At 72.6% G+C, this 12,414-nt stretch carries 9 protein-coding genes; 3 read left to right on the top strand and 6 right to left on the bottom strand.

Features of this window, described 5'->3' with window-relative positions; translation table 11 throughout:
* Nucleotides 1–9 precede the first annotated feature (9 nt).
* From nuoL to nuoN, 3 genes are read left to right on the top strand one after another with little or no spacing between them, the layout of a single operon-like run.
* A complete protein-coding gene (nuoL, locus tag ACFWAR_RS09285; protein WP_385774753.1) occupies nt 10–1,905 on the top strand; it encodes an NADH-quinone oxidoreductase subunit L in 1,896 nt (631 codons plus the stop codon).
* 1 nt (nt 1,906) lies between these two features.
* Entirely contained in the window at nt 1,907–3,493 is a 1,587-nt protein-coding gene (locus ACFWAR_RS09280; protein ID WP_385774751.1) for an NADH-quinone oxidoreductase subunit M, read from the top strand.
* Nucleotides 3,490–5,136 (top strand): NADH-quinone oxidoreductase subunit NuoN, encoded by a 1,647-nt coding sequence (gene nuoN, locus ACFWAR_RS09275; protein ID WP_385774749.1) that lies wholly within the window; start codon nt 3,490–3,492, stop codon nt 5,134–5,136. The genes ACFWAR_RS09280 and nuoN overlap by 4 nt, the downstream gene beginning before the upstream one ends.
* A gap of 71 nt (nt 5,137–5,207) precedes the next feature.
* On the opposite strand, the gene ACFWAR_RS09270 is transcribed toward nuoN, so the two are convergent.
* The 6 genes from ACFWAR_RS09270 to ACFWAR_RS09245 form a co-directional block, all read right to left on the bottom strand.
* Nucleotides 5,208–5,828: a Uma2 family endonuclease gene (locus ACFWAR_RS09270; protein WP_385774747.1), complete on the bottom strand. Its 621-nt coding sequence runs from the start codon at nt 5,826–5,828 to the stop codon at nt 5,208–5,210.
* 70 nt (nt 5,829–5,898) lie between these two features.
* Entirely contained in the window at nt 5,899–6,498 is a 600-nt protein-coding gene (locus ACFWAR_RS09265) for a hypothetical protein (protein ID WP_385774745.1), read from the bottom strand.
* Nucleotides 6,499–6,580: 82 nt separating this feature from the next.
* Nucleotides 6,581–9,322 carry a fumarate reductase/succinate dehydrogenase flavoprotein subunit gene (locus ACFWAR_RS09260; RefSeq protein ID WP_385774743.1) on the bottom strand — a complete coding sequence of 914 codons (2,742 nt, stop codon included), beginning with the start codon at nt 9,320–9,322 and terminating at the stop codon, nt 6,581–6,583.
* A gap of 27 nt (nt 9,323–9,349) precedes the next feature.
* Nucleotides 9,350–10,183: an ABC transporter ATP-binding protein gene (locus ACFWAR_RS09255; RefSeq protein ID WP_385774741.1), complete on the bottom strand. Its 834-nt coding sequence runs from the start codon at nt 10,181–10,183 to the stop codon at nt 9,350–9,352.
* Nucleotides 10,180–11,028 (bottom strand): ABC transporter permease, encoded by an 849-nt coding sequence (locus tag ACFWAR_RS09250; protein ID WP_385774739.1) that lies wholly within the window; start codon nt 11,026–11,028, stop codon nt 10,180–10,182. The genes ACFWAR_RS09255 and ACFWAR_RS09250 overlap by 4 nt, the downstream gene beginning before the upstream one ends.
* Nucleotides 11,025–12,386 (bottom strand): ABC transporter substrate-binding protein, encoded by a 1,362-nt coding sequence (locus tag ACFWAR_RS09245; protein WP_385774737.1) that lies wholly within the window; start codon nt 12,384–12,386, stop codon nt 11,025–11,027. The genes ACFWAR_RS09250 and ACFWAR_RS09245 overlap by 4 nt, the downstream gene beginning before the upstream one ends.
* Between the last annotated feature and the right edge of the window lie 28 nt (nt 12,387–12,414).

Genomic DNA, 12,414 nt, shown 5'->3' with positions numbered 1-12,414 from the left:
GCGCTCACCGTGGAGAACATGATCGCGCTGCTCGTGGCGGCGCCCCTGCTCGGAGCGGCGGTGCTGCTCTGCGGCGGCCGCCGGCTCGACAAGGCCGGGCACCTGCTCGGCACCCTGCTCGCCGCCGTCTCCTTCGGGATCGGCGTGGCGCTCTTCACCGACATGCTCGGCCGCGCCGCCGACGACCGGGCGATGCACCAGCGGCTCTTCAGCTGGATCCCGGTGGAGGGCTTCCGGGCCGACCTCGGCTTCCAGCTCGACCAGTTGTCGATGACCTTCGTCCTGCTGATCACCGGCGTCGGCACGCTCATCCACGTGTACTCGATCGGGTACATGGAGCACGACGAGCGCCGCCGCCGCTTCTTCGGCTACCTCAACCTCTTCCTCGCAGCGATGCTGATCCTGGTCATCGCCGACAACTACCTGCTGCTGTACGTCGGGTGGGAGGGCGTCGGTCTGGCGTCGTACCTGCTCATCGGCTTCTGGCAACACAAGCCCAGCGCGGCGACCGCCGCCAAGAAGGCCTTCCTGGTCAACCGGGTCGGCGACATGGGCCTGTCGATCGCCATCATGCTGATGTTCACCACCTTCGGGACCTTCGCCTTCGGCCCGGTCCTGGGCGCGGCGGACGCCACGTCCGAGGGCAAGCTGACGGCCATCGGCCTGATGCTGCTGCTCGCCGCCTGCGGCAAGTCGGCCCAGGTGCCGCTCCAGTCCTGGCTCGGCGACGCGATGGAGGGCCCGACCCCGGTCTCGGCCCTGATCCACGCGGCGACGATGGTGACCGCCGGCGTCTACCTGATCGTCCGCTCGGGCGCCATCTTCAACGGGGCGCCGGACGCGCAGACCGCGGTCGTCGTGGTCGGCGCGGTGACGCTCCTGTTCGGTGCGATCGTCGGTTGCGCGAAGGACGACATCAAGAAGGCCCTCGCCGGTTCGACGATGTCGCAGATCGGCTACATGATCCTGGCCGCGGGCCTCGGCCCCATCGGCTACGTCTTCGCGATCATGCACCTGGTGACGCACGGCTTCTTCAAGGCGGGCCTCTTCCTCGGCGCCGGTTCCGTGATGCACGGGATGAACGACGAGGTCGACATGCGCAAGTACGGCGCCCTGCGCACCTACATGCCGGTCACCTTCGTCACCTTCGGTCTCGGCTACCTCGCCATCATCGGCTTCCCGGGCCTGTCGGGCTTCTTCTCCAAGGACAAGATCATCGAGGCGGCCTTCGCGAAGGGCGGCACCGAGGGCTGGATCCTCGGCGGCGTCGCCCTGTTGGGCGCCGCGATCACCGCGTTCTACATGACGCGCGTGATGCTGCTGACCTTCTTCGGCGAGAAGCGCTGGCAGCCCGACGCGGACGGCCACGCGCCGCACCCGCACGAGTCCCCGAAGTCCATGACGATCCCGATGATCGTGCTGGCCTTCGGCTCCGTCTTCGCGGGCGGCGTCTTCGGGATCGGCGACCGCTTCCTCAAGTGGCTGGAGCCGGTCACCGGGCACGAGCACGGCAACCCGCCGGTCAGTGCCCTGACGGTGACCCTGTCCACCATGGTGGTGCTGGTCCTCGGTGTCGGCGTGGCCTGGGCGATGTACGGCCGGAGGCCCGTCCCGGTGGTCGCCCCGCGCGGCTCGCTGCTGACCCGGGCGGCCCGGCGCGACCTGTTCCAGGACGACTTCAACCACGTCGTGCTGGTGCGCGGCGGCGAGCACCTGACCCGCTCGCTCGTCTACGTCGACCACAGCCTGGTCGACGGCGTGGTCAACGGCAGTGCCGCCGCGGTCGGCGGGCTGTCGGGCCGGCTGCGCAAGCTCCAGAACGGCTACGCCCGCAGCTACGCGGTCTCGATGTTCGGGGGCACGGCGATCCTGATCGCCGCGACCCTGCTGATGAGGGCGGTGTGAGATGAGTTTCCCGCTTCTGACGGTGACGGCGGCGCTGCCCGCGGTCGGCGCGATCCTGACGGCGGCCGTACCGGCCGCGCGCCGGACCGCCGCCAAGTGGCTCGCGCTGCTCGTCTCGCTCGCGACGCTGGCGCTGGCCGCCCTCGTCGCGGTCCGCTTCGATCCGGGCGGCGACCGCTTCCAGCTCACCGAATCCCACTCCTGGATCAAGGACTTCGGGGTCCGCTACGAGGTGGGCGTGGACGGCATCGGGGTGGCGCTGATCGCGCTCACCGCGCTGCTGATCCCCTTCGTCATCGCGGCGGGCTGGCACGACGCCGACCCCCTGGAGACGCACTCCTCGCGCTGGCGGCCGACCCAGGGCTTCTTCGCCCTGATCCTGCTGGTCGAGGCGATGGTGATCATCTCCTTCGCGGCCACCGACGTCTTCGTCTTCTACATCTTCTTCGAAGCCATGCTCATCCCGATGTACTTCCTCATCGGCGGCTTCGGGGACCGGGCGCACTCCGGGTCCGACGAGAACGCGGCCGCGCAGCGCTCGTACGCGGCGGTCAAGTTCCTCCTCTACAACCTGGCCGGCGGCCTGATCATGCTGGCCGCGGTCGTCGGGCTGTACGTGGTCGCGGGGAACTTCTCCCTCCAGGAGATCATCGCGGCCCGGGCCGCCGGCACCCTGGACATGTCCCAGGGCACCGAACGCCTGCTGTTCCTCGGCTTCTTCTTCGCCTTCGCGGTGAAGGCCCCGCTGTGGCCGCTGCACACCTGGCTGCCCAACGCGATGGGCGAGGCCACCGCCCCGGTGGCCGTCCTGATCACCGCGGTGGTCGACAAGGTCGGCACCTTCGCGATGCTCCGCTTCTGCCTCGGCCTCTTCCCCGAGGCCAGCAAGTGGGCCACCCCGGTCGTCCTGGTCCTGGCCCTGATCAGCATCGTCTACGGCGCGCTGCTCGCGGTCGGCCAGCGGGACATCAAGCGGCTGGTCGCCTACGCCTCGATCTCGCACTTCGGCTTCATCATCCTGGGCATCTTCGCGATGACCTCCCAGGGCCAGTCCGGCGCCACCCTCTACATGGTCAACCACGGCCTGTCGACGGCGGCGCTGATGCTGGTGGCCGGCTTCCTGATCTCGCGCCGCGGCTCCCGGCTCATCGCCGACTACGGCGGCGTGCAGAAGGTGGCCCCGGTGCTCGCCGGGACCTTCCTGATCGGCGGCCTGGCCACCCTCTCGCTGCCGGGCCTCGCGCCCTTCGTCAGCGAGTTCCTGGTCCTGGTGGGCACCTTCGCCCGCTACCCGGCCGTCGGCATCATCGCCACCTTCGGCATCGTGCTGGCCGCGCTCTACACGCTGGTCCTCTACCAGCGCACCATGACCGGCCCGCTCAAGGAGGAGGTCCGCGCCATGCCGGACCTGCGCCTGCGGGAGGTGCTGGTGGTCGCCCCGCTGATCGCCCTGCTGATCGGGTTCGGCGTCTACCCGAAGCCGCTGACCGAGATCGTCAACCCGGCGGTGAAGCACACCATGTCCGACGTGAAGCAGCAGGACCCCAAGCCCAGCGTGCCGGTACAGAGCGTGGAGGCCGCCAAGTGAGCACGACCGCCGTGGGCCTGTGGGCCCTGGCCGCCGATCCGATCGACAAGATCCCGGCCCCGCACATCGAGTACGCCCAGCTCTCGCCCACGCTGATCGTGCTGGGCGCCGCGCTGATCGGCGTCCTCGTCGAGGCGTTCGTACCGCGCCGGGCCCGGTACGCCGTCCAGGTGTTCGTCACCGCCGCCGCACTGGCCTCGGCCTTCGCGGCGGTGGTCGGCCTCGCCGCCGGTGGCTACGGCACCACCAAGGCGCACGTCGCCGCGATGGGCGCCATCGCGGTGGACGGACCGGCGCTGTTCCTGCAGGGCACCATCCTGCTGGCCTCCGTCGTCGCCGTCTTCACCTTCGCCGAGCGGCGCCTGGACCCGGAGGTGCACGGCAACCGGGTGGACTCCTTCGCCGCGCAGGCGGCGTCGGTCCCGGGCAGCGACAGCGAACGGGCCGCGGTCAAGGCCGGTTTCGCCACCACCGAGGTCTTCCCGCTGATGCTGTTCGCGGTCTCCGGGATGCTGATCTTCCCGGCCGCCGACGACCTGCTGACCCTCTTCGTGGCGCTGGAGGTCTTCTCCCTCCCGCTCTACCTGCTCTGCGCCCTCGCCCGCCGCCAGCGGCTGATGTCGCAGGAGGCCGCGGTCAAGTACTTCCTGCTGGGCGCCTTCTCCTCCGCCTTCCTCCTCTTCGGCATCGCGCTCCTGTACGGCTACGCGGGCTCCGTCTCGTACTCCGTCATCGCCGACGTGGTGGACGGCACCGTCCAGAAGATCGACCCGGCCCTCGCGGGGACCATGGGCAACGACGCGCTGCTGCTGATCGGCGGCGCGCTGATCCTGATGGGCCTGCTCTTCAAGGTCGGCGCCGTCCCCTTCCACATGTGGACCCCGGACGTCTACCAGGGCGCCCCGACCCCGGTCACCGGCTTCATGGCGGCGGCGACGAAGGTCGCGGCCTTCGGCGCGCTGCTGCGGCTGCTGTACGTGGTCCTGCCGGGCCTGCGCTGGGACTGGCGCCCGGTGATGTGGGGCGTCGCGATCGTCACGATGCTGGCGGGCGCGGTCATCGCGATCACCCAGACCGACGTGAAGCGGCTGCTGGCCTACTCCTCGATCGCGCACGCGGGCTTCATCCTGGCCGGTGTGATCGCCACGTCGAAGGAGGGCGTCTCCTCCGTCCTCTTCTACCTGGCGGCGTACTCCTTCGTGACGATCGGCGCCTTCGCCGTGGTCACGCTGGTGCGCGACGCGGGCGGCGAGGCCACGCACCTGTCCAAGTGGGCCGGTCTCGGACGGCGTTCCCCGCTGACGGCGGCCGTCTTCGCGGTCTTCCTGCTCGCCTTCGCCGGCATCCCGCTGACCTCCGGCTTCGCCGGTAAGTTCGCGGTCTTCAAGGCGGCGGCGGAGGGCGGCGCGGGCGCGCTGGTCGTGGTCGGTGTGATCTCCTCGGCGATCGCGGCGTTCTTCTACGTCCGCGTCATCGTGCTGATGTTCTTCAGCGAGCCGAAGGCCGACGGCCCGACCGTCGCCGTCCCCTCGCTGTTCACGATGACCACGATCGCGGTGGGCGTCGCCGTGACGGTGGTCCTGGGCGTGGCACCCCAGTACTTCCTCGAACTGGCCGGCCACGCGAGCACGTTCGTCCGCTGACCGTTCCCCGTACGCGCCAGGGCCCGGCTCCTCTTACGAGGGCCGGGCCCTGGCGCGTACCTGGTGCGGGACTACTCGGGGCGGCGCTGCTTCGGCGTGATCGCGTCGAGGTCGAGGTCGATGGGGAAGGGGACGGAGACCTTCAGGCGGTCGTGGAAGATGCCGGTGGCGACGTACTTCTTGGTGGTGGGATCGAGTTCGTAGACGTAGACCACGGCCCGGCCGTCCTTGTTCTCGACGCGCCAGTGGTGCGGGATGCCGGCCCGGGCATACTTGATCGGCTTGGTCTCGCGGTCCCGGCCGATGGAATCGGGGGAGACAACCTCGATGGCGAGCACCACGGCCTCGGCAGGGAACCGAGTCTGTTCCAGAGCATCGACAACGTCCCCGCGCACGACGACGACGTCAGGCTCGGGCCGATTTCGTTTGTCGATGTCGATGGTGAATTCGCGGAAGACCTCGAATTCTTCGGGGGCCACCGACTGCAGTTGCCACTTGCACAGGTCGATGGCCCGCTCGTGGAAGACGCTCTGCGGACTCACGAAAACCAGGCTCCCGTCGATCAGCTCCGTGTGCGGAGGCAGATTCGGAAGCCTGTCCAGGTCGTCCGCGGTCCAGCCGCCTGCCGGTGGGATCGGCCACCGCGGCCCCGGCTCCGGTTCAGGCTGTGGCGCTGCGGATTCGACGCTCATCAGTGCTCCCATGGGGCAGAGTCTCGCGAGTCCGACCAGCGTATCGCCGGGAAACCGGGAAGCACCGCTCTTACGGGTGAGCGTGGGCCGGATCGGCGGGCTGGGAGGTCTTCGGGCAGGTCAGGGCCGGGTTCCAGTTGTGGAAGCGGCCGGCCGGGTTCTCCTTGTAGGCCCACAGGTGGAGGTCGTAGTGCTTGGGCATGCCCGCCCAGTGGCCCGGCATGGGGCCGTCGAAGGGCAGCCCGAACATGCTCGGCCGGTCGTCGGTGGTCTTCATGTCCTGGTCCCGGTCGGCGGACATCCACTCCACGGTCTCCAGCGTGCGGCGGCCGTGGGAGTCCTTCGTGCTGCTGTAGAGGAGCGCGGCCGGCCTGCTCGGGTCCGTCGAACCCCAGTTGGCCTCCTTGACGTAGTGGTAGCCCATGGCGCCCACCCCGAACGGGTTGGTCATGCACTCCATGCCGTGCGGGACGTACCCGTCCTTGATCGCCTCCCGCTCGTCCACGTACTTGGCGGTGACCGCCATCGCCGTGGCCATGTCGCGCATCGCCTGCACGTTGCGGGGGTCGGGCGCCGGACCGTCCACCGCCTGGGCCGCGGGGACGGCGGCCAGGGCTATGGACGCGGCGGCCGCGCAGGTCAGAACGGCCTTCAGGGGACGTACGGACATCGGCACTCCTGGAGGTGGGGGACGTGCCTCCACCCTGTCCGGGAGCGTTGCGGGGCGCACGCGGTGCGCGCCCGAAGGGGGGTCAGGCGGCCGCCCGGGCGGCGTAGGCGCGCACGTCCGCGTCCGGGTCGGCGGTGGCCGTGGCGAGCGCCGCGCGGGCGGCCGGCTCGGCCCGGTGGACCAGCAGCGCCAGCACGGCCGCCTTGCGGACGTCGGCGTTCGCATCGGCCAGTGCCCCGGCGAGGTGCGCCACCGCCGCCCCGGCCCCCGCGGCCGACAGGGCGGCCGCCGCCCCGGCCCGGACCTGCCACGCCGGGTCCCCGGTCAGCGCGGCCACCGCTCGGTCGGCGTACGGGCCCGGGCACCCGGTGGTGGCCAGCGCCCCCAGCGCCGCGCCCCGCACCAGCGGATCCGGGTCGCCGAGCAGCGGGTCCAGCGGCTCCGGGCGCGGGTCGCGCACCGCGGCCAGCCCCTTGGCCACCGCCACCCGGACCTCCCGCGCCCCGTCCCCCGCGGCCCGTTCGAGCGCGGCCACCGCGTCCACCGACACCAGGGCCCGCACCGCGTGGATGCGGACGTCCGCCTCCGGGTCGCCGAGGTGGGCGGCGTACAGCCGCGCGTCCCCCAGCCGCAGCGCCCGCAGCACCTCCAGCGCGGCCGAGCGGACCACCGGGTCGGCGGCCTCCGGGTCCGTGACGGCGAGGGCCGCCCGCAGACCGGCCCCCAGCGCGGGCTCCGCCGGGAGCACCTCCAGCAGCTCCCGCAGCGATCCGGCGGCCGCCGCCCGTACCGCGGGGGCGGGGTCGGCGAGCCGCTCGGTGAGCGCGGGCCCGGCCCCCTCCGGGACGCTCTCGCCGAGCGCGGCCACGGCGGCCGCGCGCACCGCCGGGTCCGGGTCGGTCAGGTAGGGCCGCAGCGCCGCTAGCCCGGGCGCCTCCTCGGCCAGCGCGAGCAGTTCGAGGATCCGGGGCGAGCCGGTGGGGGCCGCTTCGGGCGCCGCCCCGCCGGGCCCGGTCCGCTCCGCCCGCGCCTGCGTCGGCGCGGGCGCGGCGGACCGCGCCCCCGCCGTCGCCACGTCCAGCGGGTGCACCTCGCCCAGGAACCGGGAGGCCCCGCCCACCGGGGTGAACTCGGGCACCGCGACCACGTACGGCTCCACCGGACGCGCCGTGAACTCCATCGCCCCGCCGGGGGACTTGCGCAGGTCCAGGTGGTACAGCCAGTCCTCGTCGTCCCGCTCCGGATGGTCGAGCCGCTCGTGGTAGAGCCCCCACCGGGACTCGGTACGGGCCAGCGACGAGCGGGCGGCCATCTCCGCGCAGTCCCGGATGAACGACACCTCCGCGCACCGCATCAGCTCGTGCGCGGTGAGCGCGCCCATCTCCGCGATCTCCCCGGACATCCGCTCGAAGGCCGCCACCGCGAGGGAGAGCTTCGCACCGGTCTTCGGCGGGGCGACGTAGTCGTTCACGAACCGCCGCAGCTTGTACTCGACCTGCGGCTGCGGCGGCCCGTCCGGGTTCCGCAGCGGCCGGTAGACCAGCTCGTGCGCGGCGGCCACCTGGTCCGCCGGGAGGGGGCCCTCGTACGCCGTGTACCGGGCGGCGTCCGCGCCCGCCAGGTCGCCGAAGACGAAGGCGCCGATCATGTAGTTGTGCGGTACCGAGGCCAGGTCCCCGGCCGCGTACAGCCGGTCCACCGTGGTGCGCGCGTGCGCGTCGACCCGTACGCCCGAGGCCGAGTGGCCGCCGCACAGGCCGATCTCCGAGATGTGCATCTCGATGTCGTGGGTGCGGTAGTCGTGCCCGCGGTTCGCGTGGAAGGTGCCGCGCGTGGGGCGTTCGGTGGTGTGCAGGATCGATTCGAGGGAGTCGATGGACTCCTCGGGGAGGTGGCTGAGCTTGAGGTACACCGGCCCCCGGTCGGAGGCCAGCTCGGCGGCGAACTCGGCCATCATCCGGCCCGACCAGTAGTCGGAGTCGACGAACCGCTCGCCGTGCCGGTTGACCTGGTAGCCGCCGAAGGGGTTGGCGACGTACGCGCACGCGGGACCGTTGTAGTCCTTGATCAGCGGATTGATCTGGAAGCACTCGATCCCGGTCAGCGCGGCGCCCGCGTGGTAGGCCATGGCGTAGCCGTCGCCCGCGTTGGTCGGGTTCTCGTACGTGCCGTAGAGGTAGCCGGAGGCGGGCAGTCCGAGGCGCCCGCACGGGCCGGTCGCCAGGATCACCGCACCGGCGCGCACGGTCACGAAGGCGCCCGTGCGGGTGTGGAAGCCGGCCGCCCCGATCGCCCGGCCGTCCTCGGGCGAGGTGAGCACGCGCACCGGCATGACCCGGTTCTCGATCCGGATCAGCTCGCGCATCTCGCGCCGCCGCAGCTGCCGGTAGAGGACCTTCTTGACGTCCTTGCCCTCGGGCATGGGCAGCACGTAGGAGCCGGAGCGGTGCACCTGGCGCACCGCGTACTCGCCGTGCTCGTCCTTCTCGAACTTCACCCCGTAGCGCTCCAGGCGCCGCACCATCTCGAAGCCGCGCGTCGCGGTCTGGCGCACCGTGGACTGGTCGACGATCCCGTCGTTGGCGCGGGTGATCTCGGCGACGTAGTCGTCGGGTTCGGCCCGGCCGGGCACGACCGCGTTGTTGACGCCGTCCATGCCCATGGCGAGGGCGCCGGAGTGCCGTACGTGCGCCTTTTCGAGCAGGAGCACGCGGGCACCCCGCTCGGCGGCCGTCAGCGCCGCCATCGTCCCGGCGGTGCCGCCGCCGATGACGAGGACGTCGCAGGAGATCTCCTCGGCCGTGCCGATCGCGGGGATGTCCACGGGTGCTGCCTTTCCGTTCGGTTCAGTTCATCGGGCGTTGTCGTCGGCGCCCGCCGGGTCCTCGCGCAGGGAGCGCAGGACCTCCTCGCGCAGGGCCTCGTGCGGGGCGTGGCCGGCCGCCGACCGCTCGCGCGGCCGCGGTACGTCGACCACGCGCCCGGCGGCGAGCAGCGCGATCCGGTCGCCGAGGAAGAGGGCCTCGTCGACGTCGTGGGTGACGAAGACGACGCTCGCGCCGCTCCCGGCGAGCACCTCGACCAGCAGGTCCTGCATCTCGGCGCGGGTCCGGGCGTCGAGCGCGCCGAAGGGTTCGTCCATCAGGACGGCGCGCGGCCCGCCCGCCAGCGCCCGGGCCAGCTGGACGCGTTGGCGCTGGCCGCCGGAGAGCTGGTGGGGGAGCTTGCCGGCGTGCTCGGCCAGCCCCACGCGGGCCAGCCAACGGGCGGCCGTGGCGCGCCGCTCGGCCCGGGGCACCCGGCGGATCGCGAGCGGGAGTTCGACGTTCGCCCGGACCGTCCGCCAGGGCAGCAGCGCGTCGTCCTGGAAGACCAGGGCCCGGTCCGCGTCCGGGCGCAGCACGGGCCGGCCGTCCTGTTCCACGCTGCCCGCGAGCGGCGGCAGCAGGCCGGCGAGGGTCCGCAGCAGGGTGGACTTCCCGCAGCCGGAGGGGCCGACGACGGCGAGCACCTCGCCCGCCTCGACGTCCAGTTCCACCCCGTCGAGGACGGCGCCGCGGTCCCGCCCCAGGCGTACGCCGCGCAGGGCGAAGCGGGCGCCCGCGGGGCGTGCGCCGGGGGCCGCGGCGAGGGGCGCGGCCGTGGCCGCCGTCGTGGCCGCCGTGGCCGTGTTGCCTGTGCTCATGCGGGCGTCACCTCTTTCGGCGTCCGGTCCTTGGGCGTGCGCTCCGTCCGCGTGCGGGGGACGCGGGCGGGTTCGGGCGCGCGCTCCGGGAGCCAGCCGGTCAGCCGGCGTCCCACGCGTTCGACGGCGGTCGAGGTCAGCCAGCCGAGGGCGCCGATCGTGGCCATGCCGACGAAGACGCCGGGGTAGTCGACCACCGTGTAGTCCTGCCAGGTGCGGTAGCCGACCCCGTACTCGCCGGAGATCATCTCGGCGGAGATCACGCAGATCCAGGACACCCCGATGCCGACCGACAGCCCGCCGAAGATCCCGGGCAGCGCGCCCGGCAGGACCACGGAGAACAGCACCCGGGCCCGGCCGCCGCCCAGGGTCAGCACGGCCTCCTCCCACACCGGGCTGAGCGCCCGCACCGCGTGCCGGGTGGAGACCAGGGCGGGGAAGAAGGCGGCCGCGCAGGTGATGAAGACGATCCCCTGCTCGTTCGAGGGGAAGAGCAGGATGGCCACCGGGACCAGCGCGATCGCGGGGATCGGCCGCAGCACCTCCAGCACCGGTCCCAGCAGGTCGGCGGCCACCTTGGAGCGGGCGGTCGCCGTGCCCACCGCCACCCCCAGCACCGCGGCGAGCGCGAAGCCCGTCACGATCCGGCGCAGGCTGTCGGCGAGGTCCTGCCAGTAGGGGCCCGTCGCGGCCCGCTCGGCGAACTTCGCGGCGACCTCGCCGACCGTCGGGAACTGCTCGAAGCGCAGCCAGAGGTTCACGTCCAGCGAGGTGAGCAGCTGCCAGGCCAGCAGCGCCGCCCCGAGCGAGGCCAGCCGCAGCAGCCTGCGGCCCGCCCCGCTCACGAAGGGGCCCCGGCGAGGCCGAGGGCCTCCTCGTACGTCACCGTGCGCGCCCCGCCGCCAAAGTGCGCGGCGACGTACGCCGCGGCGCCCGCCGGGGTGACGAAGGCGCGCAGCTCGGCGCCCTCGGCCACCCACACGGCCTTGTCGGCGAACCAGGGGGTGCCGGTCACCGCGTCGGGGACGTAGGCGGCGCGGACCGAACCGCCCGCCGCGCGCACCGCCTTGAGCAGTTCGCGCGGGGAGTCGTAGGCGGTGGTCCGGGGCGCCCCCTTGAGCCACAGCGCGGGCCGGGCGGCGGCGGCCGCCGTCGGGTGGGCCGGGCCGCCGGCCGCGGCGATCCGCCGCAGCGGCTCCGGGTCCACGAAGGCGTCCACGTCGACCGCGCCGACCAGCTTGGCCGCCGTCAGGACCGGCACGTCCTGCTTGAGCGCGGCGATCAGCTCGGGCCGCAGCTCGGGGTCGAAGGTCGCGATGCCGCCCTCGCCGTTGTAGAGGTACACGACCTCCGCGGGCAGTCCGGTCTCCTTGGCCACCGACTCGGCGGCGGCCACCGGCCGGTCGCGCAGGTAGGCGGTCGCCTTCTGCTGGGCGCGCAGGAAGTCGTCGAGGACGCCCGCCCGTTCGCGGGCGAACTTCTCGCGGACCGTGACGCCGTGGAAGGTCGGCAGGTTCAGCTCGGCCCCGTCGTACAGGGCCTTGGCGCGGCCCTCGAAGGCGAGCTGGCCCGGCCAGGCGACGAACTGCGACAGCGCGTCGACGCTGCCCGCCTGGAGCGCGGACGCGCCCACGCTGGGCTGCTGGTTGAGCTTCTGGATGCCCTTGTCGGGGTCGATCCCGGCGCGCTGCAGGGCCCGTACGAGGGTGCCGTCGGCGGCCGAACCGACGCTCGTCGACACCTTCTTGCCGCGCAGGTCGGCCAGCGACTCCAGCTTCGAACCGGGCGCGGTGACCACGGTGTTGAGGCCGCCGCGCAGGTTGTAGCCGGTCACCGACACCAGGTGGGTGGGCTGCTTCAGTTCCTTGCCGCGGGCCGCGTTGATGAGCAGCGGGAAGTCGCCCATCGAACCGATGTCGATCTTCCCGGCGGTCATCTGGGCGGTGATGGGCGCGCCGGTCGCGTAGTCCTGCCAGTCGACCTTGTAGGTCACCCCGTCCCGCTCGCCGCGGGCGGCCAGCTCCTGTTCGAAGTAGCCGAGGGAGCGCAGCAGGGTGCCGGCGGTGACGGTGTTGATGGTCTTGGACTGGTAGCCGACGGTCACGGTCACGGTCCTGGCCCCGGCCGCCCCGGTTTCCTGGCCGCCGCAGGCGGTGGCCAGGGGCAGCAGCAGGAGCAGGGGCGCGAGGGCTCTCGTACGCATCGGGGTCCGCGGGTGGATCCGCATGGGG

Origin of the sequence: Streptomyces sp. NPDC059917 (genome assembly GCF_042730635.1) — a bacterium.
Taxonomy (GTDB): domain Bacteria; phylum Actinomycetota; class Actinomycetes; order Streptomycetales; family Streptomycetaceae; genus Streptomyces.
This window is presented reverse-complemented; position numbering and strand designations above follow the sequence as displayed.

What these genes read in the sequence shown, in the direction of transcription:
- ACFWAR_RS09270 (WP_385774747.1), bottom strand. Translation starts at nt 5,828, where the DNA reads ATGAGCGTCGAATCCGCAGCGCCACAGCCTGAACCGGAGCCGGGGCCG.
- ACFWAR_RS09245 (WP_385774737.1), bottom strand. Translation starts at nt 12,386, where the DNA reads ATGCGTACGAGAGCCCTCGCGCCCCTGCTCCTGCTGCTGCCCCTGGCC.
- ACFWAR_RS09265 (WP_385774745.1), bottom strand. Translation starts at nt 6,498, where the DNA reads ATGTCCGTACGTCCCCTGAAGGCCGTTCTGACCTGCGCGGCCGCCGCG.
- ACFWAR_RS09280 (WP_385774751.1), top strand. Translation starts at nt 1,907, where the DNA reads ATGAGTTTCCCGCTTCTGACGGTGACGGCGGCGCTGCCCGCGGTCGGC.
- ACFWAR_RS09255 (WP_385774741.1), bottom strand. Translation starts at nt 10,183, where the DNA reads ATGAGCACAGGCAACACGGCCACGGCGGCCACGACGGCGGCCACGGCC.